22 protein-coding genes are annotated in these 26,266 nt (G+C 64.6%); 8 read left to right on the forward strand and 14 right to left on the reverse strand.

Features of this window, described 5'->3' with window-relative positions; all coding sequences use genetic code 11:
• The first annotated feature begins 4 nt into the window (after window positions 1-4).
• Complete coding sequence (locus tag AC56LY_RS11955) at window positions 5-1,978, forward strand: ATP-binding cassette domain-containing protein (RefSeq protein WP_499579617.1); 1,974 nt, start codon at window positions 5-7, stop codon at window positions 1,976-1,978.
• A gap of 27 nt (window positions 1,979-2,005) precedes the next feature.
• Here AC56LY_RS11955 and AC56LY_RS11960 read toward each other — a convergent pair whose 3' ends face one another.
• The 3 genes from AC56LY_RS11960 to AC56LY_RS11970 form a co-directional block, all read right to left on the reverse strand.
• Window positions 2,006-2,494: a chemotaxis protein CheW gene (locus AC56LY_RS11960; protein WP_499579619.1), complete on the reverse strand. Its 489-nt coding sequence runs from the start codon at window positions 2,492-2,494 to the stop codon at window positions 2,006-2,008.
• Window positions 2,495-2,594: 100 nt separating this feature from the next.
• Window positions 2,595-4,472 carry a flagellar assembly protein A gene (locus tag AC56LY_RS11965; RefSeq protein ID WP_499579621.1) on the reverse strand — a complete coding sequence of 626 codons (1,878 nt, stop codon included), beginning with the start codon at window positions 4,470-4,472 and terminating at the stop codon, window positions 2,595-2,597.
• A 232-nt stretch (window positions 4,473-4,704) separates the two neighbouring features.
• Window positions 4,705-5,070, reverse strand: coding sequence for a hypothetical protein (locus tag AC56LY_RS11970; RefSeq protein WP_499579624.1), 366 nt, complete (start codon window positions 5,068-5,070; stop codon window positions 4,705-4,707).
• A gap of 199 nt (window positions 5,071-5,269) precedes the next feature.
• Between AC56LY_RS11970 and ompR the strand changes: the two genes are divergently transcribed.
• Window positions 5,270-6,037 (forward strand): osmolarity response regulator transcription factor OmpR, encoded by a 768-nt coding sequence (gene ompR / locus AC56LY_RS11975; RefSeq protein WP_482899376.1) that lies wholly within the window; start codon window positions 5,270-5,272, stop codon window positions 6,035-6,037.
• On the forward strand, window positions 6,037-7,422 hold the full coding sequence (locus AC56LY_RS11980) for a sensor histidine kinase family protein (RefSeq protein ID WP_499579627.1): 1,386 nt from the start codon (window positions 6,037-6,039) through the stop codon (window positions 7,420-7,422). The genes ompR and AC56LY_RS11980 overlap by 1 nt, the downstream gene beginning before the upstream one ends.
• A 13-nt stretch (window positions 7,423-7,435) precedes the next feature.
• On the opposite strand, the gene AC56LY_RS11985 is transcribed toward AC56LY_RS11980, so the two are convergent.
• From AC56LY_RS11985 to AC56LY_RS11995, 3 genes are all read right to left on the reverse strand, one after another.
• Complete coding sequence (locus tag AC56LY_RS11985; protein ID WP_499579629.1) at window positions 7,436-8,404, reverse strand: threo-3-hydroxy-L-aspartate ammonia-lyase; 969 nt, start codon at window positions 8,402-8,404, stop codon at window positions 7,436-7,438.
• A 149-nt stretch (window positions 8,405-8,553) separates the two neighbouring features.
• Complete coding sequence (locus AC56LY_RS11990) at window positions 8,554-9,045, reverse strand: hypothetical protein (RefSeq protein ID WP_499579633.1); 492 nt, start codon at window positions 9,043-9,045, stop codon at window positions 8,554-8,556.
• 89 nt (window positions 9,046-9,134) lie between these two features.
• Window positions 9,135-10,127, reverse strand: coding sequence for a 2-hydroxyacid dehydrogenase (locus AC56LY_RS11995; RefSeq protein ID WP_499579636.1), 993 nt, complete (start codon window positions 10,125-10,127; stop codon window positions 9,135-9,137).
• Between the two features lie 192 nt (window positions 10,128-10,319).
• Between AC56LY_RS11995 and AC56LY_RS12000 the strand changes: the two genes are divergently transcribed.
• Entirely contained in the window at window positions 10,320-10,739 is a 420-nt protein-coding gene (locus AC56LY_RS12000) for a DUF4124 domain-containing protein (protein WP_499579639.1), read from the forward strand.
• 170 nt (window positions 10,740-10,909) lie between these two features.
• Window positions 10,910-11,497 (forward strand): PEP-CTERM sorting domain-containing protein, encoded by a 588-nt coding sequence (locus AC56LY_RS12005; protein ID WP_499582032.1) that lies wholly within the window; start codon window positions 10,910-10,912, stop codon window positions 11,495-11,497.
• Between the two features lie 30 nt (window positions 11,498-11,527).
• Here AC56LY_RS12005 and AC56LY_RS12010 read toward each other — a convergent pair whose 3' ends face one another.
• The 5 genes from AC56LY_RS12010 to AC56LY_RS12030 form a co-directional block, all read right to left on the reverse strand.
• Window positions 11,528-14,467: a putative bifunctional diguanylate cyclase/phosphodiesterase gene (locus AC56LY_RS12010; RefSeq protein WP_499579642.1), complete on the reverse strand. Its 2,940-nt coding sequence runs from the start codon at window positions 14,465-14,467 to the stop codon at window positions 11,528-11,530.
• A 134-nt stretch (window positions 14,468-14,601) separates the two neighbouring features.
• A complete protein-coding gene (locus AC56LY_RS12015) occupies window positions 14,602-15,360 on the reverse strand; it encodes an N-acyl amino acid synthase FeeM domain-containing protein (RefSeq protein WP_499579645.1) in 759 nt (252 codons plus the stop codon).
• A gap of 179 nt (window positions 15,361-15,539) precedes the next feature.
• On the reverse strand, window positions 15,540-16,373 hold the full coding sequence (locus tag AC56LY_RS12020; RefSeq protein WP_499579648.1) for a PhzF family phenazine biosynthesis protein: 834 nt from the start codon (window positions 16,371-16,373) through the stop codon (window positions 15,540-15,542).
• A gap of 46 nt (window positions 16,374-16,419) precedes the next feature.
• Window positions 16,420-17,571 carry an MFS transporter gene (locus AC56LY_RS12025; RefSeq protein ID WP_499582034.1) on the reverse strand — a complete coding sequence of 384 codons (1,152 nt, stop codon included), beginning with the start codon at window positions 17,569-17,571 and terminating at the stop codon, window positions 16,420-16,422.
• 146 nt (window positions 17,572-17,717) lie between these two features.
• Window positions 17,718-19,760 (reverse strand): glycoside hydrolase family 97 protein, encoded by a 2,043-nt coding sequence (locus tag AC56LY_RS12030; protein ID WP_499579650.1) that lies wholly within the window; start codon window positions 19,758-19,760, stop codon window positions 17,718-17,720.
• A gap of 160 nt (window positions 19,761-19,920) precedes the next feature.
• On the opposite strand from AC56LY_RS12030, the gene AC56LY_RS12035 reads away from it, so the two are divergent.
• Both AC56LY_RS12035 and AC56LY_RS12040 read left to right on the forward strand, forming a co-directional pair.
• Entirely contained in the window at window positions 19,921-20,583 is a 663-nt protein-coding gene (locus tag AC56LY_RS12035; RefSeq protein WP_499579652.1) for a response regulator, read from the forward strand.
• 25 nt (window positions 20,584-20,608) lie between these two features.
• Window positions 20,609-21,949, forward strand: coding sequence for an ATP-binding protein (locus tag AC56LY_RS12040; protein ID WP_499579655.1), 1,341 nt, complete (start codon window positions 20,609-20,611; stop codon window positions 21,947-21,949).
• 15 nt (window positions 21,950-21,964) lie between these two features.
• On the opposite strand, the gene AC56LY_RS12045 is transcribed toward AC56LY_RS12040, so the two are convergent.
• The 3 genes from AC56LY_RS12045 to AC56LY_RS12055 all read right to left on the reverse strand — a co-directional run bounded on the left by AC56LY_RS12045 (window position 21,965) and on the right by AC56LY_RS12055 (window position 25,381).
• Entirely contained in the window at window positions 21,965-22,945 is a 981-nt protein-coding gene (locus tag AC56LY_RS12045; protein ID WP_499579657.1) for a magnesium and cobalt transport protein CorA, read from the reverse strand.
• A gap of 149 nt (window positions 22,946-23,094) precedes the next feature.
• A complete protein-coding gene (locus tag AC56LY_RS12050; RefSeq protein WP_499579660.1) occupies window positions 23,095-24,669 on the reverse strand; it encodes a RimK family ATP-grasp domain-containing protein in 1,575 nt (524 codons plus the stop codon).
• A 160-nt stretch (window positions 24,670-24,829) separates the two neighbouring features.
• Window positions 24,830-25,381 (reverse strand): GNAT family N-acetyltransferase, encoded by a 552-nt coding sequence (locus AC56LY_RS12055; protein ID WP_499579663.1) that lies wholly within the window; start codon window positions 25,379-25,381, stop codon window positions 24,830-24,832.
• 166 nt (window positions 25,382-25,547) lie between these two features.
• On the opposite strand from AC56LY_RS12055, the gene AC56LY_RS12060 reads away from it, so the two are divergent.
• On the forward strand, window positions 25,548-26,243 hold the full coding sequence (locus tag AC56LY_RS12060) for a hypothetical protein (protein WP_499579665.1): 696 nt from the start codon (window positions 25,548-25,550) through the stop codon (window positions 26,241-26,243).
• The last annotated feature ends 23 nt before the right edge of the window (window positions 26,244-26,266 follow it).

Raw genomic sequence — 26,266 nt, forward strand, 5'->3', positions numbered from 1 at the left:
CACCATGATCCGTATCCAGAACGTCAGCCTGATGCGCGGCACCAAGCCGCTGCTCGTCGATGCCGACCTGACCCTCAACCCGGGCGACAAGATCGGCCTGATCGGCGCCAACGGCGCCGGCAAATCGAGCCTGTTCGGCATGCTCCGTAACGAGCTGCACCCGGACCAGGGCCAGATCGACTTCCCGGCCAAATGGCGCATGGCGTACGTGGCGCAAGAGACACCAGCGCTGGACCGCGCGGCGCTCGATTACGCCATCGACGGCGACGTCGGCCTGCGCAAGCTCCAGGCCGAGCTGGAAGAACTGGAATCGCACCCGGACGTCGATGCCCACGGCATGCGTCTGGGCGAGCTGCACGGCATGCTGGCCGATGCCGATGGCTACACGGTGCAGTCGCGCGGCGAACAGCTGCTGCTGGGCCTGGGCTTTTCGCTGGCGCAGATGAACCAGCCGGTGGCGAGCTTCTCGGGTGGCTGGCGCATGCGCCTGAACCTGGCGCAGGCGCTGATGTGCCCGTCCGACCTGCTGCTGCTCGATGAACCGACCAACCACCTGGATCTGGATGCGATCATCTGGCTCGAAGACTGGCTCAAGCGCTACACGGGTACCCTGATCATCATTTCCCACGATCGCGACTTCCTTGACGAAGTGGTCAACGTGATCGTGCACATCGACGAGCGCAAGCTGAAACGCTACACGGCCAACTACTCGGGTTTCGAGCGCCAGCGCGCCGCCCAGATGATCCTGGCCGCCGGCGCACTCGAGAAGCAGCAGCGCCAGCGCGCGCACCTGGAGTCGTTCGTCAACCGCTTCAAGGCGCAGGCCTCCAAGGCGCGCCAGGCGCAGAGCCGCATGAAGGCCCTGGCCAAGATGGAAGAGCTGGCGCCGCTGCGCGCTGCGGCCGAATTCTCGTTCGACTTCCGCGAGCCGCTGTCGGCCCCGAATCCGCTGCTGGTGCTGGACAAGGTCGATGCCGGCTACTTCCTGCTCGACGAGCATGGCGACAAGGTTGGCAAGAAAACCATCGTCAACCACATCGACTTTTCGCTGACCATCGGCCAGCGCATTGGCCTGCTGGGCGTGAACGGCGCCGGTAAATCGACGCTGATCAAGACCATCGCCGGCGAGCTGATGCCGCTGACCGGCGAAGCGACGATCGGCAAGGGCCTGTCGATCGGCTACTTCGCCCAGCACCAGGTCGAGATGCTGCGCCATGACGAGTCGCCCCTGTGGCACCTGGCCAAGATCGCGCCGACGGTGCGCGAGCAGGAACTGCGCAACTTCCTGGGCAGCTTCAACTTCCCGGGCGACATGGTGACCAGCTCGATCAAGCCGTTCTCGGGCGGCGAAAAGGCGCGCCTGGCGCTGGCCCTGATCGTCTGGCAGCGCCCTAACCTGCTGCTGCTCGATGAACCGACCAACCACCTGGACCTGGAAACGCGCGAAGCGCTGACGATGGCGCTGGCGCAGTTCGAAGGCACGCTGATCGTGGTGTCCCACGATCGCCACCTGCTGCGCGCGACGACCGATGAATTCATCATCGTTGCCGACGGCCGCCTGCAACCGTTCGATGGCGACCTGGACGACTACAAGGACTGGCTGTTCAAGACCAAGCTGGGCAAAGGCACCGACATCCTGCCATTGGCCAAGGCCGCCGCGCCCGTCGCGCCGGTGCCGAGCGCCACGCCGGCCGAGCGCAAGGAACAAAAGCGCCTGGGCGCCGAAGAGCGCCAGCGCAACGCCGCGCAGCGCAAGCCGATCGAAAGCAAGGTCAAGCGCCTGGACGAGCAGATGGCCAAGCTGCAGGCAAAGAAGGCCACGATCGATGCCGCCTTGCTCGACCCGACGATCTACGATGCGCACAACAAGGATCGCCTCAAGACGCTGGTGGCCGACCAGGCGTTCGTGGCACGGGATCTGGAAACGCTCGAGTTGGAATGGTTGACGCTGCAGGAACAGCTGGAAGCGCTGGCGTAAACCAGCTGGATAAGCAGTACGACGCCGTCAGGCGGCCCTGAGCGGCCGCCGCGGCGACAACGACACGAGGCCATCGATGTCGATCAACACGACGCACCGGCCATCGATGCGGGCAATGCCGATCAGGTAACTCGCACCGGCCTCGCCCGGGACGGCCTGTACGGCTTCCGGGCGCACGTGCACGATGCCCGTTACCCCTTCCACGACCATGCCCACCAGACCGCTCGACAGGCGCAGGATGATCACGTCGGTATCGGGGTGCACGATACCCGCACCCGCGCCTGCACCTGTGCCTTGAGTGGCGGTGGTGCGCATGTCGATCACCGGCAGGATCACGCCATGCGACAGTGCGACGCCGCCGATGATGTCGCCGTCTTCCGCGAAGCGTTCGAGGGACTTGAGCAATTTGAGTTCCTGCACCCGCGCGCAATCGAGTCCGTACTCCTGCCCATCGAGCATGAAGCTGAGGTAATCCGTTGGTGCGCCAGACCGTGGCGCGCGCGATGTGGTGTGCATGGCAGATCCTTGATCAGTCCGACCACCATCGTAAGCCTGCCGGACCCGGTGATCTTGACTGCAATCAATTCGCACTGCCCGCCTGCGGGGCTGCGGTGGCTCAACCCAGCGGTGTGGGTGACGCGGAATCCCAGGCCCAGGCGCCCTCGCGCCCGGCGTGCAGTAGCTCGGTGCCCATCGCGTCGCGCAGGCGCAGGCGGATGTCGCGCGGCCCCTGGTCCCAGATGCAGCCCAGATCCGGCTCGTACGGCAAGGCGCGCACCTGCACCTCGCCGGCAATGGTCTCCAGCGCGATCTGCGCCGCGCCGACGCGGTCGTAGCGCTGCGCCTCCAGCCGGCCCAGTACTTCCATCCCCGACTGCCGTTCGGCGTCGAGCTTTTTCGCTTCGTCCGACAGGCGGCCAAGCTCCTTGAGCGCCGGCCCGGCGGTGTCGGTCATGCGCTGGAACTGGGGCACCTGCTCGGGCTTGAGCACCAGATCGCCGCTACGGATGCGCGGTGCGATTTTCAGGTACTTGCTCAGGTGCGGCTGCGCCGCGAGCGTGTCGATCGATGCGCGGTGACGCGCCGCGAGCTGACCGAACTGCCCGATCCGCTCACGCACCTGGGCCATCGCATCGTCGATGCGGGCACAGTCGGGCCGCAGCAGATACACCAGCATCTCGCCCTGTTTCCAGGGGGCGGCGCTGCCGATCTTCACGCGCCGGCCCGCGATGGCGCTGCCTTCGGCGTGCGTGACCTCGACATCGTCGCCCATGATCTCGCAGTTGATTGCCGTATCGATGCGGATGCGCGCACCGGAAATCACGCAGTTCTCGGCCCGCCCCAGGATCACGTCGCCCCTGGCGGCCTGGATCGTGGCGCTGGAGGCCACGCCCAGCACGCGCACGCCGCCGTTCAGGTTGCGCGCACTGCCGCCGACCAGGTTGCGCTCGAGCCGGACCGCCCCGCCGCGCGAGAGCACGTGGCCATACACGTCCGCGTGCACGGTGATGCTGTCGCCTTCGATGATGCGTTGCTCCTGCACCTCGCCGAACTCTTCGTAGTCGCCGCTCAGGTGCAGGTTGCCCGTGGTCCGGGCGCTGACGCCGTCGTGACTGACGATCTTGTCGGAGATGGCGATGCGGCTGCTCTTGGGGTCGACATTCAGGAACCCGTCGCGGCGCGCAATCAGGAACTCGCCGGCAGGCACGATATCGATGCCAGTGCCGTCGGCGGCGTAGACGCCCAGGTCGAGATCCTTGCCGATCTCGGCCAGGATGGGGATGCCGGTCAGCTCGAAACCCGGACTGCCCACCGTGCGTGGCACCTTGCGCAAGAGGCGCGTGCCGATCTGCACCTGCGGGAAGCGGTTCTGGAAGCTCATGAGATCGAGCTTGCCATTGGCCAGCTGGAGCGGCGCATCGCTGCGGTGCAGTTCGCTCGTGACCTCTTCGACACGCGCCGCGTCGCCGTCGATCGGCGCCAGGCGGCGCGCCACAATGCAGCGCCCGGTCGCGCCCTTGCCGATGGCGTCGCGGATGGCATCGACCTCGGCGCCGAAGCGGATCCCCTTGATCCACATGTCGGCAACGAATTCATCGGCATCGAGCGCGGTTGGCCGCTCGCCGCCATCGGGGTCGGGCTCAAGCACCGGCTCGAAATAGTATTCGGCTTGGCCGTCCGTGATTTTTACCGAACGGTACAACGCCTGCCGTGCCGGGGTGAACGGAAGAATGTCATCGGCGATGCGCACCTGTACCTGACCGGCTGCATCGCGCGGCAGTGCCGGGCCGTGGCCGTACAGCGCCTTGATCAGAACGGCATAATCGAGCCCAGCCAGGTAGTTCCCGGAGCGCAAAATGCTGTCGAGCGCCCCCACCAGCGTCGTGCCGAGCAACGCGGGATCGGCATACACGCCGTCAGCGCGCCGGGCGATGCAGTGTTCCGGGCCGTCAGAGACAAAACGCGCGGCAGAGGGGATGGCGAGGTAGGGCACGTTCACGCTCCAGGTTGCTTATATTGTCGACACATGCCCTACCAAGAGTAAGGCGCCCGAGAACATAGCATGTTGCGCAAATTAAATAAACATATAGCAATGAGGTTTGCAAAAAAGAAAATTTACAGTCCTGGTGAAGGTGTGGGGCAAGGCCCGGAAATGGTCGTCATGCATTCCCCAGACGTGACAACGGCGCCATCGGCGCCGTTGTGTTTACTGAAGCAGCCGCTTGTCAGCGGCGGCGCGAACTGGGATACAGATCCGCGCCTTCCTTGATCTGGCGCCGCAGATCGCGCCGCTCGTCCGGCGACAGCCGGCCGCGGGGACGCTCTTCACGTGCCGAATCCTGCTGGACGTCGGCATTGCGGCGCCCCTGCTCGCGTACTTCGAATGCTCTCGCATCGCGCTGCGCCTGCATTTCGTAACGCTCGCGTGCCTGAGCGTCGTCGGTGCGACGGTTGCGATCCTGGTCCTGGGCCAATGCACCGGCGCCGGTCGCCGCCAGGGCGCAGGCGAGAACACCGAGGCGCACAAGCCGGGCGAACCGGCCGCAAGCGGTACCGGGTGCTGCTGGATTGTCGTTGAGCGCGTGGTTCATGGTGTTCCTCTTCCGTGATGCCTGATAAACGGATAAGCTGTGTTGATCACTTGACGCCAGTGTAGGTTGATACCGAATACGGGGTAAGACTAATTGGGTAAAGTTTGTAACACATTGTAATGGCTGAGCTGAGTCATACCTGCGGTCAAGCCATAAGAAGTTACCATAGCGACATTCATCTGACAATCTGGACAGCTCCATGACTTCAACGACTCCGAACATTAACGTGGGTACCGGTACGCAAGGCGGCCATTCCGCCAAGATCATGGTCGTGGACGACGACGTGCGCCTGCGCGATCTGCTGCGCCGCTATCTCACCGAACAGGGTTTCCAGGTCGTGACCGCTGAAAGCGCGCCGGCCATGAACAAGCTGTGGCTGCGCGAACGCTACGACCTGCTCGTGCTCGACCTGATGCTGCCGGGCGAAGACGGCCTGTCGATCTGCCGCCGCCTGCGCGGCGCCGGCGACCAGACCCCGATCATCATGCTCACCGCCAAGGGCGAAGATGTCGACCGCATTGTCGGCCTCGAAATGGGCGCCGACGACTACCTGCCCAAGCCATTCAACCCGCGTGAACTGGTGGCCCGTATCGGCGCCGTGCTGCGCCGCAAGGGCCCGGACGAGATCCCGGGTGCGCCATCGGAAACCCCGCAGACCTTCGAGTTTGGCGACTTCATTCTCGACCTGGGCACGCGCACGCTGAAGAAAAACGGCGACACGGTGCCGTTGACCACCGGCGAATTCTCGGTACTCAAGGTGTTTGCGCGTCACGCACGCCAGCCGCTGTCGCGCGAGAAGCTGATGGAACTGGCCCGCGGCCGCGAATACGAAGTGTTCGACCGCTCGCTCGACGTCCAGATCTCGCGCCTGCGCAAGCTGATCGAACCCGATCCGTCCAGCCCGCTGTACATCCAGACCGTCTGGGGCCTGGGCTATGTGTTCATCCCAGAGGGTCAGCCACGCTAGTGAAGCCTCCTGCATTCACGTCGCTCGCGGCGGCGCACCGCGCCGTGCGCTTCGCCTGGTTCAAGAGCGGCCTGTTCTGGCGCACGTTCTTTTTGATGTCGGTGCTCACGGCTGTCTCGATGGGCGCCTGGATCGGCATGATCAACGTCTACCAGCGCGGCCCGCAAGTGCAGCAGACGGCCGAAACCGTGGTGTCCGTGGTGACCATCACCAAGGCCGCGCTGACGCACTCGGCACCCGACCTGCGGCTCGAACTGCTGCTCGAACTGGCCTCGAACGAAGGCATCCGCATCTTCACGCTCGAAGACAGCGACGTCATCGACCCGCCGCCGCACAATCCCCTGATGCCCGAAATCGCCGCCATCGTGCGCGAACGACTGGGCGCCGACACGCGTTTTTCCAGCGGTGTGAACGGCGTGCCAGGCTTTTACATCAGCTTCGATATCGAAGACGACAAATACTGGCTGATGCTCGAGCGCGAGCGCCTGGCGGGCCTGACACGCGTGCAGTGGCTCGGCTGGGCGGTCGTCGTCGGCCTGCTGTCGGTGCTGGGCGCAGCGCTGATCTCGAGCCTCGTCAATCGCCCGCTGGCGCGCCTGACGTCGGCTGCACGCGCCATTGCCAAGGGCGAGCGGCCCGCGCCGCTGCCCGAAAAAGGTTCGCAAGAGATCATCGAGGCCAATCGCAGCTTCAACCAGATGGTCGAAGACCTGGCCCAGGTCGAGAAAGATCGCGCCGTGATCCTGGCCGGCATCTCGCACGACCTGCGCACGCCGCTGGCGCGCATGGGTCTTGAAGTGGAAATGGCCAACCTGTCACAGGAAGCGCGCGACGGCATGCAGTCGGACATCGCGCAGATGGACGCCATCATCGGCCAGTTCCTCGACTACGCCAAGCCGACCGAAGCAGCCACCTTTGTGCCGGTGAATCTGTCCGAGCTGCTGGCGGACATCGGCCGCGATGCCGGCCGCATCCCGAGCCTGCGCATCAGGACCGACCTGATGCCGGACGTGCACGTGCAGGGCAACGCGACCGACCTGCGGCGCGTGATCAACAATATCATCGAGAACGGCCGCCGCTATGGCATCACGCCGGGGCAGGATTACACCGAGATCGATATCGTGCTGCGCGTCAAAGCGACGGGTCACGGCCGGCGCGCCGTGATCGAGATCGGCGACCATGGCGTGGGCGTGCCGCCGGACCAGATTGCGCAATTGATGAAACCCTTCACGCGGCTGGACAGCGCGCGGGGCCAGGCCAATGGCGCCGGGCTGGGCCTGGCAATCGTCGAGCGGGTACTCACGCGCCACAATGCAGGGCTCGAGGTGAGCAACCGCGAAGGTGGCGGGTTCCTGCTGCAGGTGGCGTTGCCGCTGGCGGACTGAGAGCGTAAAGGGATTACGCCCCGATCAGGCTCGCAAACCGGGCCAGATCGATATTCCCGCCACTGACCAGCACGCCAATCCGCTTGCCGCGCAGGCTGTCCTTCATCTTGCGCGCCGCCGCAAAGCCCAGGCAGCCGGTTGGCTCGACGACGATCTTCATGCGCTCGGCAAAGAACTGCATGCACGCCACCAGTTCGTCGTCGCTGACGGTCAGGATGTCGTCCACATCGCGCTGGATGATCGGGAACGTCAGCTGCCCCAGGTGCTGCGTCTGCGCGCCATCGGCGATCGTGCGCGGCGTGTCGATGTGCACGATCTGCCCGCTGCGAAACGACTGCTGGCCATCGTTGCCCGCTTCCGGCTCGACGCCGTACAGCAGGCACCCCGGCGACAATGCGCGCGTTGCCAGTGCCGAGCCTGACAGCAGACCGCCGCCGCCCAGGCAGACGAAGAACGCGTCGAGCGGGCCGACCTCGTCGAACAACTCCTTGGCCGCCGTGCCCTGCCCTGCAATCACGTCCGCGTGGTCGTATGGCGGGATCAAGGTCAAGCCATCGCGCTCGGCCAGCGCGCGGCCGATCTGCTCGCGGTCTTCGGTATAGCGGTCATAGGTGACGACGGTGGCGCCATAGCCGCGCGTGGCGGCGACCTTCGCGGCCGGCGCATCCTCCGGCATGATGATCGTGGCGGGTATGTCGAGCAGCCGCGCCGACAGCGCGATCGCCTGCGCGTGGTTGCCTGACGAGAACGCCACGACACCGGCACGCCGCTGTTCCGGACTGAACCTGGCCAGCGCGTTGTAGCCGCCCCGGAACTTGAAAGCGCCCATGCGCTGCATGTTTTCGCACTTGAAGAACACCTCGGCACCGAACTCCTCGTTGACGGTGCGCGACGTCAGCACCGGCGTGCGGTGCGCGGCGCCGGCAATGCGTTCGGCGGCCTGGACGACGTCGTCATACGTGGGAAGCTGGAGCATGGTCATGCGGGTGGTCCTTTCAGGAGCAACGGATAAGGGAGACGTTGGCGCAGTCTATCGGCGACCCGCAGGATCGTCAAACCCGACAGGACAGTTGCTGTGCATTGCGCGCTTCGTGCTCGATCCGCCGCCTGGCGCAGAGGGGGTAGCACTGCTCAATGTGCAGGCGCCGTCGGATCGGCGCGCCGCGCCAGCATGTCGGTCCCTGTCACTGCGCGGGGCGGTGATGGGCAAACGGCCAGCAGCGCCCGCTCGATCTGGCGGTTGTGCCTGGCCGCGCCCACGACCATGGCGCAGGCGCCCAGTACCATCAGACCAAACGCCGCCAGTGCCGCCCACGGGCCGCCCAACACCAGCGCCAACACGGGAATCGGGAGGAGTACGAAATAAAAATCGAACAGCAGGTCGATTGCAATGGCCCAGGCGCTACGCTTGAGCCCAACGGAGAGCATGGAAAGATCGCGCCAGCCGGCCACCGTCTGCCAGTTGCCCGGTTCGTCAAGGACAACGGCAAAGGTCGAGCCTGCATCAGGCACGCTCTTGTGATCGAAGATCACGCTGAACTCGCGCTTGCCATCCGCTTCAAAACTGAATGCCCCGGACTGGACGTCGAATATCCGCTCGAAACGGACCGTCTCGATGTGCATGTGCTCTGCTCCGTGGCTGGTCTGATCCCTGCACCGTAGCGCAGGCTCGGCGACCTGTCCAGCAAGCGGAGCGATTCATGCACCCTGCATCAGCCAGGAATCCGGTTGACGAGCGGTTCGCCGCGCTCGAATGCGCTGATGCTGTCGATGGTCGTGCGCATGATCTGGCCGATCGCTTCGACCGTGAAGAAGGCCTGATGGCCGGTGACGATCACGTTCGGGAACGACACCAGACGCTGGATCACGTCGTCCAGGATGATCGTCGACGACAGGTCCTGGAAGAACAGGCTCGCTTCCTGTTCATAGACGTCGATGGCCAGCCCGCCCAGCTGGCCGGTCTTGAGCGCCTGCACCACGGCGTCGGTATCGACCAGGCCACCGCGGCTGGTGTTGATCAGCACGCAGCCACGCTTGACGCGCGCCAGGGCGGCCGCATCGACGATGTGGTGCGTCGTCTCCAGCAGCGGGCAATGCAGCGAGACGACATCGCTGCAGGCGAGCAGCTCGTCCACGCTGGCATAGCGGCCGCCGAGCGCTTCGAATGCCGGCGTCGGATACAGGTCATGGCCCACCAGCGTGCAGCCGAAACCGGCCATGATGCGGGCAAAGATCAGCCCGATCTTGCCGGTGCCGATCACGCCGACCGTCTTGCCGTGCAGGTCAAAACCCATCAGGCCGTCGAGATCGAAGTTGCCTTCACGCGTGCGCACGCTGGCGCGCGCAATCTTGCGGTTCACAGCCAGCAACAGGCCAACCGCAAATTCAGCGACCGAATTCGGCGAATAGTCGGTGACGCGCACGACCTCGATGCCGAGCCGGCGTGCGGCCGCGGCATCGATGTGGTTATAACCGGTCGAGCGCGTGGCCACCAGGCGTGTTCCTTGGCGCGCCAGGATGTCCAGCACGCCCGCGTCGACGGTGTCATTGACGAATACGCACACGGCAACACACCCCGCCGCCTGGCTCGCCGTCTCGACGCTGAGCCGCTCTTCGATGAACAGCAGCGCATGGCCGACACCATCGTTGGCCTGCGCCAGCATGGTCTTGTCATAGCGGCGTGCACTGAATACGGCTGTTTTCAAGCGTTTCTCCTGGCTGGGTGATGGTCAAGCCGTTATACGCCCTTGACCGCGATAAGCACAGACTTACCGTCGCACGCTTGCAAATGAACGGCGCGCAGACCTACAAATGAATGTGAAATGGCGCACAGAACCGGAATGATGCAAATAAGACAATTAAGTTGTTAAATTTATACCCGAACCGAGGAGTCGATCATGAAGCGTCATATTTGCCAACTGGCCCTGCTGGCCGTCACCACGATGGCTGCGCCAGTCGCATTTTCCGAGACCAGCATCGTCAAGTGTGTGGATGACGCGGGCCGCGTGACCCTGACCGATCGCCCTTGCGAAGCCGGCGCCACCACCGTGCGCATGGCGGGCGAACTCGCCAACGATGGTGTGACGCGCGTTCATGCCCACCCATTGGCGGCCGAAGCGAACGTACTGCCGCTGCCGCGCGTATCTCAGCGCGAGTCGCAGCGCGAGTCTCCGCGTATATCGCAGCGCATCCGGGTGCCGATGACGCATGTCGCGGCCAGGGCCCTGGCCAGTGACATCGCGACCCTCAAGGCAGCGCGCGCGCAGTTCATGTTGAGTGACGTACGGTCGACAACAGCGTTGGCCCGCCTTGATTGAGTGTGCCCTGTCCATTCAATGAAAACTGTCGATACAATTTACACTAAATCATTGACCGGCTTGAGCATGCTCAAAATAGCCAGTTAAATCAATAACCTATTCATTATTGGAAGATTGGCATGCTAATTGCATAACTGATAAGCATATACTTATCGGAGGTTATCTTGCCAGTGCGCTCATTCAAACAATTATTGGTCGGTCTGTCGCTTCTCGCCTGCACCTCTGCGTTCGCCACGCCGTTTACGTTCAACGTTGCAGGTGTCCAGAGTACGGGGGAAATCGGCGACGCGGGTAACGACGTCTACGAAATCAATGTCGGCGCCAATGCGACCATCACCAGCGTCAGCTACAACTTCAACGTGACCGCATTCACGCCCAGCTGGTTGTCGGAGATTGGTTTCGCATTTACCAATTTTGCGAATACCGATGGCGTCATTCTGAACCCCAGCGATGATCTCGACGAGCCGGGTACGGAAACATTCGTGGACCTGGTTGATCTGGTTGCCGAAGGCTTGAGCTTCAGCGTGGATGCCGACGGCATCCTGCGCCTCGAGTTTTTCGAAGATTTCAATGATGAATCGATTTCGCCGGACGGCTTCTGGAATTTCGGCACGATCACGTTCAATACCGCTGATGTGGACGTTCCGCCAGGCGGCGAAGTGCCGGAGCCCGCAACTGGCCTACTGATCGGTGCTGGCCTGGCGCTGATGGGCTATACGACCCGCCGCCGTCGCAACGCCGTCAAGTCCGCAGCCTGAGCGGCCCTGCATCGACACAGTCGTTGCCGGCTAATGCAAGCGCGTGACGCTGGCCAGATGGGACGTTGGCGGCTTGTCCCACTCGCCGAGCATTGCCAGCAAGGTGGCGTCCTGGGTAAAGCTGGCGCTGGAGCGCCCTTCCAGCAGGCGCTCGGGCGGCATCGAGCGCGCCACGACGAATCCCTGCACATAATCGACGCCTATTTCCTGCAGCGTCTGGACCGTGGCCGCATCCTCGGCCCATTCCGCGATCGTCTTCATGCCCAGATTGACCGCCAGGCTGACGATCGCCTCGACAATCGCCACGTTGGCCGGGTGCGCATTGATATTGACGATGAAGTTGCCATCGATCTTGAGCACGTCGGCCGGCAATTCTTTGAGGTACGAGAACGATGTGTAGCCGGCGCCGAAGTCGTCCAGCGCCACTTTCACACCGAAGCTGCGCACCTGGTCAATGAAGCGGCGCGTGTTGTCAAGGTCGTGCAAGGCCACGCTCTCGGTGATCTCCAGGCACAGGCGGCTGGCCACATGCACGTAGCGGCCCAGGATGTCGAACGTGTCCTGCACGAAGCGCTCGTCGTTCAGCGACGCGCCCGACAGGTTCATGCAGACGAAGCGCGTATTGACCAGCTCATCGTTGTGCTCGGCGATCCAGGCCAGGGTGCTCGTGAGCACCCAGCGGTCGATCACGCTCGCGCGCCCGCTTTTTTCAGCAGCGGCGATCACGGCGCCGGCCGGCACGACACGGCCATCGGGCTCGCGCATGCGCAGCAGCACCTCGAAATTGAGCGATTCGAACGGCGTGCGCAGCGACATGATCGGCTGCATCTCAAGTAGCAGGCCATCGGTGGCGGCCGGGCCCGACAGGCGCTCGACCAGGTCGAGTTCGGCGGCGCGCTGGCGGAATGCATCGGCGCCGCGCTCGTACACGACCATGCCATCGCCCGTGCCGGTCTTGGCTTCGCGGCAGGCACGGTCGGCGGTGGACACGGCATCCTTCATCGGCATGCCCGGCACCACCTCGATCAGGCCGACCGATGCGCGCACGTGGAAGGCCTTGTCACCCACGCGGTACGGTGTGCTGCCCAGCCGGTCGACAATGCCGCGGATGATGATCGAGGCCAGCGGAATGGCGGTTTCCGGCATCACGATCACGAATTCGTCACCCCCTACCCGGCCCAGCTGCTGGCCGCCGGCCAGCATTGCGCCCATCCGTTCGCAGACCTGCTTGAGCACTTCGTCGCCGGCGGCATGCCCGAACAGGTCGTTGATCAGCTTGAAGCGATCGAGATCGACATACGCCATGGCCATCGGCCGACCGGCAGCCAGGCTCGCAATGGCATTGCTGAACTCGCGCTCGATGCCGCGCCGGTTGAAGACCTTGGTCAGTGGGTCATTGTTGGCCATGAAGCGCAACTGCTCGGTGGCCTTGTGTTTTTCGGTGGTGTCCTGCAGCACGCCCTCGATGCGGGATCGGGCCAGCGTGGCGCTGACCTGGAAGCGCTGCGTGCCGTCGCGGCTCGTGAGTTCCATCTCGGCCTCGACCTTCGCATGGACCTGCTCGTGTAGCGCGACCCAGCTCGCCTCGGTGAAGAACTGGCGCCACGCGGTACGGCCTGCCGCGAAGTCCGTGATGCCGAGCATTTTTTGCAGCGCCGGATTCACGCTCAGGAAGTGTCCGTAGAGATCGAGCGTGAACAGGCCGACGGGCATCGCCTTGTACGCGTGTTCGAGTTCCTCCTGGGCTTCCTGGCGCTTCTCGGTTTCCATGCGCATCTGTTCGGCCACGGCCAGCGCCGCCAGCAGGCTCGAGGCGAGCGCGGCGGTGACGCTGTTGATCACGCCCAGCAACTCGCGCATGCCGAACGCGGCCGAGGCCACTTCGGCCAGCGAGGCCATGAAGGTGACGGCGAACGACGCCGCAAACCAGCCTGCGACGCGCGTGCGCGATTCGACGATGATCTTGAACAGGCCAATCGTCATCAACGAGAAGCAGCACGCGAGGATGCCCCACATCAGCGGCAGGTACATGCCGTACGGGACCAGGATGGCAGCGGCCAGCATCGGCATGCACAGCCACTGCATGACGCGCATCGGCACCACGTAGCGCATCTCGGCCAGATGGTCCTTGAGCAGCGCCTGGTACAGCGTCAGCGTCGCGATGCCGTACATGGTGAACGTGACGGCGCGGCTGCGCAGCAGCCAGTCGGACGGCACCGCCTGGCCGAGCCACTGGATGTCCCAGCCGGCCGACAGCGCGCCCACGCGCAGGTTCAGGATCAGCCAGCCGGCGAACATCACGTACACGGGCTGGCGGTTGATCAGCGCCGTGATCAGGATAAACAGCGCCAGCACGATCATGCCGCCGTCGAGCAGCCCTGACTTGCGATGGTATTGCTTGACCGATAGCGCGTACTGCTCAAGCGGCCATTGCACGACCGTCAGGCGCGCCGGGCCCGCGAACGTGCCACGGCACAGCAACTGGCGCGGCAGCGGCGCGACGCTCAGCGCGAAGCCGGCCTTGTCAGCGCGCATCAGGCCACTGCTGTCGCTGCGGCTGGCACTGCCCATGGGCGCCAGCGAAGCGGCGTTCCAGCAGGCGATGTCGAGTGCATGACGCGACGGGAATTCGAGCACCTGGTCGCCCGGGCGCGGCATCGGCTCGACGATGAACCAGACCGGCGCTTCGGACAGATGGGTGTCATGGGTGTTGGTCAGCGGACGCTCGCGCGTTGGCCCGAGTGCGCTGGCCGGATCGAGCGTACCGGCCGCATCGGTCATGACATGCATTGTCAGTGGCACGTCGCCGCTGGTGCGGTATTCGTCGTGCCAGAAAACGAGCGCGATCAGTGAGACAACCGCGATCCCGATCGGGATGAGGTAATACGAAAACGTCTTCAGAACCAGTTCGACAGCCGCTTGCAACGCGGCTGGTAACGACGCACGGAACTGATGAGAAAGCTTGGGCATGAGCGGCCTTGGTAATGCGCGTGACCACCGTGCGGACAACGACGGCTCCTAAAGCGCAAGGATACAGCTTTAGCGTAGCGCCGTCATGCCCTTCGTAGTTGAACAAACGTCGATCGCGCGCAGTGAAATCGGTCTCAGGCGACGGCCAGTTCTTCCCGCGCTGACCAGTCCGTTACGGCCGGGCGCACGACCGGGCCGATGTCGATGTCCGGGTGCACCGTGTTGAAGAAGAAGTCGAGCATCGGATGACGCGCTTCGGTCCAGCGCTGCTGGAAGGTCGCGATCTCGAATGCCATCACGCGGTGCGGGATATTTCCGACATGCCGCAGCGGCACCAGGCCGTCTTCCGGGAACACATCGACGAACAGCATCTGCTCGTACTGACGGTCGACCGGCGGGCGCCCCGTCGCTACCGAGTAGTCGATGGCGTTGTCCTGGCAATACATGAAACAGGCCTTGACCAATGCAATTTTTACCATGCGACCGGTGCGCCCTTCATCGACCGCCAGCCGGGTCGCTTCGACCAGCCGCTTGCCCTGCAGCCAGTCGGGCAGCACCACCGATTCTTCGACGCCCAGCGGCCGGTGCAGGTTGGTACGGATACGCGTACTGCCGATCGCCGTGCCATCGAGTTTCGACTCGGCCAGCAGCACGATGGTGTCGGCGTCGTAATCAGCCGCTTCAGGCTGTGACAGGCTCCGTGCGAAATCGGGCACGTGGCGCGCATAGGCGGCATGGCGGATCCGCACGGCCTTGAGCAGGTCGGCCTCGGTCTCTACCCGGCGAATGGTGAACGGCAATCGCTCAGTCGCGCTGCCGGCGACCTGAGGACGCACGGGACGTGGTCGCGACAGCGTGGCTGGGGTGATGACGGCGGCGGCGAACTGCTCCATGACGAAACTCCTTGATTGATTAATTGAAACAGAAATTGACTGGATTCAATTATCAAGCGACGTATGGACAATCTAATTGCTGAGTAGACCTACTTTTCACCTTCAGTTTCAATGAGCGGAAAACCGCGTCAACTGGCCGCATTTCAGGCGCCATGCGCCCTGCATTCTGGCCGCCGCTGTCAGAGCATCCGCGCGCTGCCCGAGACCCGCACCGGGCCGCCTGTTTCAGAGCCGAATTGGGCCGAAATGAGCGAGCGCATGCCCATGTCCTCACCCTGTACGACGTCGATCCGGCCGCCGTGCGGCCAGTGAATATCGCGCAGGTAGCCCGCCAGCGCCGCCGTGGCAGCACCCGTGGCCGGATCTTCCAGCACGCCACCGGATGCAAAAGCGTTGCGTGCATGAAACAGCCGATCATGTTCGGCCCAGGCCAGCACGATCGTCACGAGGCCATGCGCCTGCATCAGTGCCCGGCCTGCATCGAGCACATAATCCATCCGTGCCAGCGCGGCGCGACTGGTCAACGCCAGCAGCAGATGGTCGGCGCCGGCATGGATGCATGCAGGAGCCATGCGCACATCGAGGTCAGCGCGCCCGTATCCGAACAGCGCAAGCGCCCCATCGACCAGCGCGTCCGGTGCGGGGCTGCTGCGGGTGGGTGGGGACTGCAGCGCTGCCTGCATCTGCGCGCCATCGTGCCGGCCCTCGACGGTGATCGCGGCGGCGTTCAGGGTCAGCGCAAAACGGCCGTCACCCTGCCGGCGCGCCAGCGCGGCGCCGAGGGCGATCGTCGCATGGCCGCAGAACGGCACTTCCGAGGCGGGGGAAAAATACCGCACGCGCCAGCCCTCGCCTTCGGGCGCCGCGAAGACGGTTTCCGAGAACCCGACCTCGCGTGCGATGGCGGCCATCTCGACCGCTGGCGGCAAGGCCGCGCCGATCCAGACGCCGGCCGGATTGCCGCCCTCGCCGTGGTCGTCGAAGGCGGCGATACGTTCAATGTCCTGGCGCATGGATGCTTCCTCAGTGATTGGAAACACCCATCATAGCGCCGGGCCGCTAGAGCCGGGTGTCGATGCGCGGCAGCAGCACGGCCAAGATGCCCAGCAGCGGCAGGAACGAGGCGATCTGGTACACCTGCGCGATGCCGTGCACGTCGGCGATGCTGCCCATCGCAGCCGCGCCCACGCCGCTGATACCGAACATCAGGCCGAAGAAGATGCCCGAGATCAGGCCGACCTTGCCTGGCACCAGCTCCTGCGCGAACACGACGATGGCCGAGAACGCCGACGACATCACCAGCCCGATGATGACCGACAGCACGCCGGTCCAGAACAGGTCGGCGTACGGCAGCGCGATGGTGAATGGCGCCGCGCCCAGGATCGAGAACCAGATCACGCGCTTGCGCCCGATCTTGTCGCCGATCGGCCCACCCGCAAACGTGCCCAGCGCGACCGATGCCAGGAACAGGAACAGGTACATCTGCGCGGTGCCCACCGGCAGCTTGAATTTTTCGATCAGGAAGAAGGTGTAATAGGTCTGCAGGCTCGCCATGTAGATGTACTTGGAAAACACCAGCAGCGCCAGCACGGCCAGCGCCTGGATCACCTTCTTGCGCGGCAGCGCCGGACCGGCATGCAGCGCGGCCTTTTTGACCATGTTCATCAGGTGATGGCTGTACCAGCGGCTCACGCCCACCAGTACCGCCACCGCAACGAGCACGAGCAGCATGAACCAGGCAATCTCGGCCTGCCCGCGCCCGACGACGATCGCCGCGGCCAGCAGCGGCCCCAGGGCCGAGCCGGCATTGCCGCCGACCTGGAACACCGACTGTGCAAACCCGAAGCGCCCGCCCGACGCCAGGCGCGCCACGCGCGATGCTTCCGGGTGGAAGGTCGACGAGCCCACGCCGATCATGCCGGCAGCAACCAGCAGCATCGGATAGCTGTTGGCCCACGCCAGTAACCCCACGCCGAGCAGCGTTACGCACATCCCGGCCGGCAGTAGGAACGGAATCGGCCGCTTGTCGGTGTACAGGCCGATCCACGGCTGCAGCAGCGAGGCGGTGCACTGGAACGTCAGCGTGATCAGGCCGACCTGGGTGAAGGTCAGGTTGAATTCGTGCTTCAGGAGCGGGTAGATCGACGGCAGCACCGCCTGCACACAATCGTTAAGCAGGTGGACAAAGGCAACCGAGAGAAGGATCTGCATCACGGCGCCGGAGGCGGCCGGGGTGACTGGGGCGGTGGTGGACGGCGAGGGAGATGTGGACATGGACGACGCGTGTGGACAGAACAGTCCGACAGGATATGCGAAAACCGGCGCCCACGGGCGCCGGTTCTTTTACTAATGGTCGGTCAGCCAGCCGGCACCAGCCGGATGGCCTGCCCGCCGCCCGGCGCCAGCACCATCTTGATGGTGTCGGTGCTCTTCACGGTGCGCTTCTCGATCACCAGGTCGAAGCGCCGCTCGCTGCGGTAATCCGCTTTGTCGCCATCGCGGTAGATTTCTGCCACATACGATTTGCCTGCATCAAGGAACGACAATGGCAGATCCAGCGTGCGCGCATTGCCATCGGTGACCGAGCCGACGTACCAGGCGCTCGAGTTGCGGTCCTTGCGTGCAATCGTCGCGTATTCACCCACGGCGCCATGCAGCACGCGCGTATCGTCCCAGTCGGTCGGCACGTCGCGGATGAACTTGAACGCGCCCGGATAGCGGTCGTAATGCTCGATCAGGTCAGCCGCCATCACCACTGGCGAGTAGATCACGACGAAGTTGGCCAGCTGCTTGGCCTGGGTCGAGTTGAACGGCTTCTTGTCCTTGCCCTCCAGGCTCAGGATGCCCGGCGTGTAATCGAGCGGGCCGCTGAGCATGCGGGTAAACACCAGATTCGCTTCGTGCTCGACGCTGTTGACCGGATTGCCCCAGGCGTTGTATTCCACGCCGCGCGCACCTTCACGCGAGATCCAGTTCGGATAGGTGCGGCGCAGGCCCGTGTCCTTCACCGGCTCGTGCGTGTTGATCGCGATCTTGTAGCGCGCCGCATCCTCGACCACCTTCTGGTAGTGGCGCACGCCCTCTTGCGAATCGGTGTAGCCAAAATGGACCTTGCCGTTCTTGCCCATGAACTGCGCGGCGCCGCCATCGGTCACGTAGCCGGTCTTGATGCTGTCCACGCCGTTCTTTGCGTACAGGCGCAGCGCCGCATCCAGCTGCTTTTCGTAGTGCGCGATATTGCCACCGGTTTCGTGGTGGCCGATGATGTGCACGCCCCGCTGCTTGCCGTACGCCGCCAGTGCCGGCAGGTCGAAACGCGGATTGGCGCGGGTGAAGTCCATGTCCGCGCCGTTACCGGCCCAGTCGCTGTCCCAGCCCGGATTCCAGCCTTCGACCAGCACGCCCCGGAAGCCGTTCTTTGCCGCGAAGTCGATGTAGCGCTTGGTGTAGTCGGTCGTTGCACCGAGCCGGTCGCCCGCGGCCCAGGTTTTGGTTTCCAGGTGCATGTCCCACCAGACGCCGACATACTTCGATGGCTTGACCCACGAGACGTCGCCCAGTTTGTTCGGTTCATTCAGGTTCAGCACCAGATCCGACATGTACAGGCCCGCCGCGTCACCCGCGATCTGCATCGTGCGCCACGGCGTCGTGAAGCTCCCGGTGCGCACAACCGGCGCGCCATTGGCGGACGGCGTCAGGTGCGCGCGCAGGCGCTGGCCTTCGACCCGGCGCAGCCACATCGACGCGTAGTCGACCAGCGCCGCTTCGTGGAACGCGATGTGCGTGCCGTTTTCCATCTTGATCGTCATCGGCGTATTGGCCATGCCCACTTCACGCAGTGGCGTCTTCTGGATCGGATATTCGAGTGCCCAGACTTCGCCGGCCTGCTGCCACCAGGCGGTGGCCGGCTGCGCCACGACGAATTCGGTCAGCTCGTCGGCGATGTGCACGGCGCGGTTGTTGGCCTGCTTCGGGAATTCGTAGCGGAAGCCCACGCCATCGTCGAACACGCGAAACACGATCGCGAGGCGTCGGCCATCCTTCTTCTGGTGCACATCCACGCGCAGCTGGCTGTAGTGATTACGCACCGTGCGGCGCTCGCCCCACGGCTGCTCCCAGGTGCTGTCATGGGCCGTGACGAGATGGCGCTCCATCGCAAAGCCGGCATCGAGCGGCTTGTCGCTGGCCAGCACGAAGCCCAGGCGCGACGGCGCAATCACCGGCTGGCCATTGCGCTCGACCTGGTACGACAGGCGCCCGTCCGGCGCGACCTGCAGCGACACCTTGAGCACCTTGCCGGGCGACTCGACGCTGGCCATCAGGTCTTCGGCGGCAAACGCGCCGGTACTGATCACCATGCCCAGCGCCACGAGGCTCATCTTCAATAAACTGGTATGCATCCTACGTCTCCTGTCTCGTCTTGTTTTCTGTTGCATTTTCAACCTGAAAGCGGTCGCCCCGGATAGTCCGGCATCGGGGATGCGCGGTCAACGTATGGCTAAAGCGAATCTGAAGATTCGCTGCGGCGCCCGAAGCGCGGCGCACTGATACACTCGCGGCATGAAAATTCTGATGATCGAAGACGATCTGGCGATCGGCCAGGCACTGTTGTCGGTGTTCCAGGACGAAGGCCACACGGCAGTCTGGCTGCGCCTGGCCCAGGGCGCGGCCGCGCGCATGCGCAGCGAATCGTTTGACGCGGTGGTGCTCGACCTGGGCCTGCCCGACGGCGACGGCACCGACGTGCTGCGCGCGCTGCGCGAGGAAGGCGTGCGCCTGCCGGTGTTGATCATCAGCGCGCGCGACAGCCTGCAGGACCGCCTGAAAGGGTTCGACCTGGGTGCGGACGACTACCTGATCAAGCCCTTCGAGATTCCCGAGCTGCTGGTGCGCCTGCGCGCGATCGTGCGCCGCAGCCACGGCGCGCTGGAAGAAAATCTGTGGGTGGCGGGCGACATCGAACTGGATGAAAACCGCATGCTCGTCACGCGCGCCGGCCAGAGCGTCACGCTCTCAAAAACCGAATTCGCGCTGCTGCTCACCTTGATGAAACAGGCCAACCGCGTACTCACGCGCGTCGAACTCGAACGACGCGCCCTGCCCTCCGGCGAAGGCCAGAGCCAGACGCTCGACGTCCACATCTTCAATCTACGCAAGAAAGTGGGCGAAGGCGTGATTCGCACCGTGCGCGGCGTCGGCTACATGGTGCAGCGTGACGTTTAGACAGTCTTCGCTGTTTCGGCGCCTGATGTTCAGCTTTGCCGGCGTGATCGTCAGCGTCGCGATCATCGGCGTGCTGTGGATGTTTTATGAGGCCAAGGTCACGCAGCGCACGCGCACCTTCAGCGAAAACAAGGCGCATACGCTCAACATCCTGTCGCACCTGGTGGACACCGGCGCCCGGCCCGAGCGCATGCTGCCGGCCCTTGCCGCGGTCGAAGTGAACCGCGAGCGCATGTTCAGGGAACTCGATTACCACTCGCGCGTGCGCGTGCGCGTCTGGCTCGATGGCCGCCTGCTCTACAACTCGATGCCGCAGCTGCCGGACGTGCTGCCAGAAGTGGCCGCGCGTGGCGCCTACGCGTGGGTGGGCTGGACGGCGCACGACGCCGATAACCGCATCGTCGTCGAGCGCCGCCACGAAGTCGACGACGAGTGGATGCTGACCATCTGGGGCGTGAGCTTCCTGCTGTCGTCGACCTTTTTCAGCCTGCCGCTGCTGTTGATCCCGGCGTGGCTGATCGTCGGCATCGGCCTGCGCCCGCTGCGCTCGATCGCGTCGAGCATCGCCCAGCGCACGGATGCCGACCTGACGCCGCTGCCCGACTCGAAGTACAAGGAACTCTCGCCGCTGGTGGTGGCGATCAACGGCCTGATGCATCGCCTCTCTCAGCGCATCGAACACGAACACGAGTTCCTGACCGACGCCGCGCACGAGCTCAAGACGCCGCTGGCGGCCATCCAGATCAACGCCCACGTCTTGATGAGCCGCGCCGGCGCCGAGATGGCCGAGCGCTGCGCCGAGCCGGCGGCCGGTCTGCGCAGCGGCGTCGCGCGCGCCACGCACACGGTGCACCAGTTGCTGGCGCTCGAACGTGCCCGGGCCGAACCGCAGGTGGCGCAGGCGTGTCCGCTGACGGATGTGGCTGACTTCGTGCGCGAGCGCGTGGCGACGGCTGCGCACCTGGCGGTGCAGCGCAATATCGAGATTGAATTCGATGCCTCCCCGGACGCCGGTGGCGCGCTGCCGCTGCATCTGGAAAGCATGGCGTCGGCGGTCGATAACCTGATCAGCAATGCAATCAAGTATTCACCGACGGATGGCCGCATCATGGTGCACCTGACCCGCGCTTCGCACGGCTACCGGCTGGCGATCTGCGATGGGGGACCGGGCATTGCACCGGATTTGCGCGACAAGGTCTTCGAGCGGTTCTACAGGGTGCCGGGGCAGGAGCAACTGGGTTCAGGCCTGGGGCTGGCGATTGCAGAACGGGGCGCGGCAAGGAACGGCGGCACGATCTCGCTGGAGGCTGGCGAGCATGGGCGCGGCGTGTGCGCGACCATCACGTTCACTGGGGCCGTTGGGTAGCTTTCCGGGCGGTGCCTACAGCCAGCCGACGCGCTTCAGCCGCCGGTGCAGCAGCGCGCAACCGGCAACGATCCCGAACATCACCGCCGGATAACTCCAGCGCCAGGCCAGCTCCGGCATGTGCTGGAAGTTCATGCCGTACAGGCTGAACACCATCGTCGGCACCGCCAGGATCGCGCCCCAGCCGGCGAGGCGCTTGACGACGTCATTCTGGCGAATCGTCACCTGCGCCAGCGAGACCTGCATGGCGGCATTGATCATCTCGCCGATCCGGTCTGCCGTCTGCGTCACGCGCGCGACATGGTCGAGAATGTCCCGGTAATAGATGCGGTTTCCGGCCGGGATGATGTCGCTGTGAAAACGCAGCAGTTCGTTGCAGATGTCGATCAACGGCGCCGCCGCTCCATGCACCGATAGCAGCTCGTTTTTCAGGTTGTAGAACTCTTCCAGGTTATCCGACGATGGATTCGGCAGAAACAGCGCCTTCTCCACTTCGCGGAACCGGTCCTGCAGCATATCCATGCATGGCTGGTAATGGTCGACGATGAAATCGATGATCGTGTAGAGCACGTACCCGGGGCCGGTCGCGAGTTTGGCGGGCACGCTCTCGGCGCGTTCGCGTACCGCGCGGTACCCGTTCGACTTGCCATGCCGGATCGTCATCACGAAGCGCGGCCCGACGAACACGTGCGTCTCGCCAAAGTGCAGCGCCTGCTCGACCAGCGACACCGTATGCAGCACGACGAACAGGTTCTCGCCATACTCTTCGATCTTGGGCCGCTGGTGCGCCTTGCGCGCGTCTTCCACCGCCAGGTCGTGCAGGTCGAATTCGTCCTGCACCATGTCCATCAATTCCTTGTCCGGCTCGAACAGGCCGAGCCAGACAAAGGTGTCCTCGTCTTCCAGCGCAACGCTGATGTCCTCGATCCGGATCTCTTCCAGCTTGACGCCCTTCCGGTACACGGTGCAGTTGATGCGCGCCGCTACTTCATTCACGGATGGGCTCCTTCAATGCGTGCTGGCCAGGGTTGCGGCCCCTGGCGATGTCTCGGCGGATAGTCATGCGGTGTCTCGTGCAATATTGATCGTGGCCGCGATTCTACGCAGCGCCGCGTAAAAATTTTGTCAAAAATGCGGCAAAACTGTCAGCACGGCGCGCCCGGCGCCGCGCGGTGCAGCAGGTCCAGCCGGCGCACGAATTCGCGCAGCACGATCCGGTACAGCTCGTCCCCGAGTACGCTGTCTTCGGCGCCGGCATCGATATTCGGGTTGTCGTTCACTTCGATCACCACCGGGCCACGCGACGTCATCTTCATGTCCACGCCGTACAGGCCGTCGCCGATCAGGTTCGCCGCGTGCAGTGCGTGGGCCAGCAAGTCGGCCGGCGCTTCGTGCAGCGGCACGGCGCTTGCCATGCCGAACTCGGCCTTGCCATTGGCGTCGCGCTTGGCGACCTGCCAGTGGCCCTTGGACATCCAGTACTTGCTGGCGAAGATCACCTGGCGATTGAGCACGCCAATGCGCCAGTCGAATTCGGTGAACATGTATTCCTGCACCAGGATCAGCGCAGATTGCTGCAGCAGTTCTTCGGCCACGCGGGTGAACTCGGCCGCATCTTTTACCTTCATCACGCCGCGCGAAAACGCGCCATCCGGGATTTTCACCACCATCGGATAATCGATCTGCGCCTTGATCGCGGCCAGCGCTTGGGCGTCGGCGTGCTGCAGCGTGAAGGTGCGCGGTGTCGGCACGCCGTGCAGGCGCAGCAGGTCGGCCAGGTACACCTTGTTGGTGCAGCGCAGGATCGAGCCGGCGTCGTCGATGACCACCAGCCCTTCGCTCTCGGCCTTCTTGGCGAACAGGTAGGTGTGATGGTTGACGGCCGTGGTCTCGCGGATGAACAGCGCGTCGAACTCGGCCAGGCGTGCAAAGTCCTGGCGCCCGATCAGTTCAACCGTCAGGCCTAGTTCGCGCCCCACCGCGCCAAGGCGCGCCAGCGCCCCGGTGTTACTTGGCGCCAGCTCTTCATGGGGATCGTGCAGCACCGCGATGCGGTAGCGGTAGCGCCGCGCGCCGGGCGCCGGCTGTGGCAAGCCCGCGAAGGCACCGAGGGCCGCCTCGCAGGCCGCGCGGCCATGCTCGCTCAGCGCCTTGAGCCCATGGGTGCGGATCGCCGCGATATGCCATTCTTCGCCACGCTCGTCGCCGCGTGCAAATTCGACCCGCATCAGCGGCGCCGGAAAGGTCTCGAAAATGCTGCGTGCCACCGCTGCCAACGGCGTGTAGTCGGTGCGGCCGAACCGGATGTCCATCGAAAACTCGACCGGCATCGGGGCGCTGCCGTCGGCGCCCAGCACATCATTCAGGGCGCGATCGAGTTCGGCCGTGTCGAGTGAATAGATCGCCTTGCGCGACAAGTCATTGATCGTCTTCACCGACGGCAGCACCTGCTGGCCGCGTGCCTGTGCCATCAGCGAGCAGTAGTAGCCGGCCGACAGGTATTTGTAGCTGCGGCACAGGTTGATGACCAGGGTGTCTGCGTCCGGCACAGGGTTGGCCAGGAAGGCGTCGGCTTCGATGACGGTGCAACCAGTGCGCGCGGCGCGCCAGTCGCCGGCACGGTCGACGATGATCAGGAAGGCGGGGGCGTGAGGCTCGGGTTCGGGAGGCGCTGCCTGGGTCGCCGTGACGGCGGGGGAAATCATGCGAAGCGTGGTCATTGGAGGTATCGGAGTTGATCGGGGGTGGATCGAAACGGGCGCCCGGCACGATGGCCGGCGCTGTCCAGACTCTAGCGACTGGTCCGTAAAAACCGCGTAAAGAAAACGGCGCAGCGCGGCAAGCCCGCGTAAATGAGGCGCTCATCACCTCGCGCAGGTTTCATGCAGACCGGTCGGGGCGCAGCAAGGCCCACAACTGAACGTCGATCGCTTTTTCATCGACACGCCAGCGCGCGCGCAGCAACCCTTCGCAGCGAAATCCGAGACGAGCCAGGAGCGCCGTCGATGCGCCGTTGCCGGGAATGACTTCAGCTTCGATGCGGACCAGGTCGAGCGCATCAAAGCCGTACGTTAGCAGCGCGCGCACGGCTTCGCCGGCCAGGCCCTGCCCCCAGTACGGCCGCGCCAACAGATAGCCGAGCGTGGCGCGACGATGCTGCGGATGGATATCGAACAGCGCGCAACTGCCCGCCAGGCCGCCATCGATGCGGCTGACAATGACCAGGTGCAGCCCGCTTCCCCGTGCACGGTCGGTCTGCGCTTCGGCGATCGCTGCGCGCGCCTGCGCGGGACATGTCCACACCGGGTGACTCCAGTGGCGCATCACCTCGCGGTCACCATACAGCGCCAGCAAGCCGTGGGTGTCGGCGTCCGTTGGCACGCGCAGGTAGAGGCGTGGGGTCACCAGTCTGACAGGGTCGATCGGGGTCATGACGTGGCTCGCTTCGCAGTGGAAAAGTGCGCAGCTTAGCCCTGCCCCGCAGGCCGCGACAGGGCGCGTTTACACGGCATTGACGGAGGCGCCCGTCCCTTTTGTCCTGTTTTTACGGGCGCCCCGCTACGCTGGCGAACATCGCATCAACTTCGGAAGGGTTTCAATGATCATCGCCATCGTCAACCAGCACGGCACCCCGGAACGCACCGTCGTGGCGCGCAACCTGGCGGTTCTGCGCGCACGCAGCGGCAGACGCGTATGCCTGATGACCACCGCCGCAGGTGCGGACAGCGACTGGTGCAATGACCGCAGCAGCGCAGGCGTGCGGCCCTGGATCGACACGCGCCACGTGGGCAGTCGCGCTGTCGAAACGCGCCTGGCCGCGCTGCGCCCGCTGTTCAACGATATCCTGATCGACGCCGGTGCGCGCGACACCGACGGTTGCCGCTGCGTGCTGGCAGCCAGCCGCCTGGTGGTGGTGCCAGTGCGCGGCGGCGCGCTCGACCTCGACCTGCAATACCGCCTGCTGGCCCGGTTGAACGGTGCGCGCGTATTGAATCCTGGCCTGCGGGTGCTGTTCGTCGCCGTCAGTGGACCGGCCGGGCCGGACGCCAACGAGCGCGCCGCCGTGCTCGCGCACGTGAGCCGGGTGCAGAACGCCACGCTGGCCTCGACCGTCCTGCATGCGCCGGCAGCCTTCAACTACGGCCTGGGGCGCTGCGTGTCGGATGCGGCGGCCTGTGACCCGGACGCCGCCGCCGAGATGCAGGCGCTGTACGACGAGGTGTACGCCGCGCTGCCGACCATGGCGCATTCGATGGAAGCGCAGATGGGCGCGGGGCATGCGCTCTGGCGCTGAAGCTGCTGACGCCGTTTTTACGC

It is taken from the genome of Telluria sp. ZT3P25, assembly GCF_059685895.1.

Bases quoted from the DNA above. Each gene is read 5' to 3' on its own strand.
- AC56LY_RS11955 (WP_499579617.1), top strand. From the start codon at position 5: ATGATCCGTATCCAGAACGTCAGCCTGATGCGCGGCACCAAGCCGCTG.
- AC56LY_RS11960 (WP_499579619.1), bottom strand. From the start codon at position 2,494: ATGCACACCACATCGCGCGCGCCACGGTCTGGCGCACCAACGGATTAC.
- AC56LY_RS11970 (WP_499579624.1), bottom strand. From the start codon at position 5,070: ATGAACCACGCGCTCAACGACAATCCAGCAGCACCCGGTACCGCTTGC.
- ompR (WP_482899376.1), top strand. From the start codon at position 5,270: ATGACTTCAACGACTCCGAACATTAACGTGGGTACCGGTACGCAAGGC.
- AC56LY_RS11985 (WP_499579629.1), bottom strand. From the start codon at position 8,404: ATGACCATGCTCCAGCTTCCCACGTATGACGACGTCGTCCAGGCCGCC.
- AC56LY_RS11990 (WP_499579633.1), bottom strand. From the start codon at position 9,045: ATGCACATCGAGACGGTCCGTTTCGAGCGGATATTCGACGTCCAGTCC.
- AC56LY_RS12000 (WP_499579639.1), top strand. From the start codon at position 10,320: ATGAAGCGTCATATTTGCCAACTGGCCCTGCTGGCCGTCACCACGATG.
- AC56LY_RS12010 (WP_499579642.1), bottom strand. From the start codon at position 14,467: ATGCCCAAGCTTTCTCATCAGTTCCGTGCGTCGTTACCAGCCGCGTTG.
- AC56LY_RS12015 (WP_499579645.1), bottom strand. From the start codon at position 15,360: ATGGAGCAGTTCGCCGCCGCCGTCATCACCCCAGCCACGCTGTCGCGA.
- AC56LY_RS12020 (WP_499579648.1), bottom strand. From the start codon at position 16,373: ATGCGCCAGGACATTGAACGTATCGCCGCCTTCGACGACCACGGCGAG.
- AC56LY_RS12025 (WP_499582034.1), bottom strand. From the start codon at position 17,571: ATGCAGATCCTTCTCTCGGTTGCCTTTGTCCACCTGCTTAACGATTGT.
- AC56LY_RS12030 (WP_499579650.1), bottom strand. From the start codon at position 19,760: ATGCATACCAGTTTATTGAAGATGAGCCTCGTGGCGCTGGGCATGGTG.
- AC56LY_RS12035 (WP_499579652.1), top strand. From the start codon at position 19,921: ATGAAAATTCTGATGATCGAAGACGATCTGGCGATCGGCCAGGCACTG.
- AC56LY_RS12040 (WP_499579655.1), top strand. From the start codon at position 20,609: ATGTTCAGCTTTGCCGGCGTGATCGTCAGCGTCGCGATCATCGGCGTG.
- AC56LY_RS12050 (WP_499579660.1), bottom strand. From the start codon at position 24,669: ATGACCACGCTTCGCATGATTTCCCCCGCCGTCACGGCGACCCAGGCA.
- AC56LY_RS12055 (WP_499579663.1), bottom strand. From the start codon at position 25,381: ATGACCCCGATCGACCCTGTCAGACTGGTGACCCCACGCCTCTACCTG.
- AC56LY_RS12060 (WP_499579665.1), top strand. From the start codon at position 25,548: ATGATCATCGCCATCGTCAACCAGCACGGCACCCCGGAACGCACCGTC.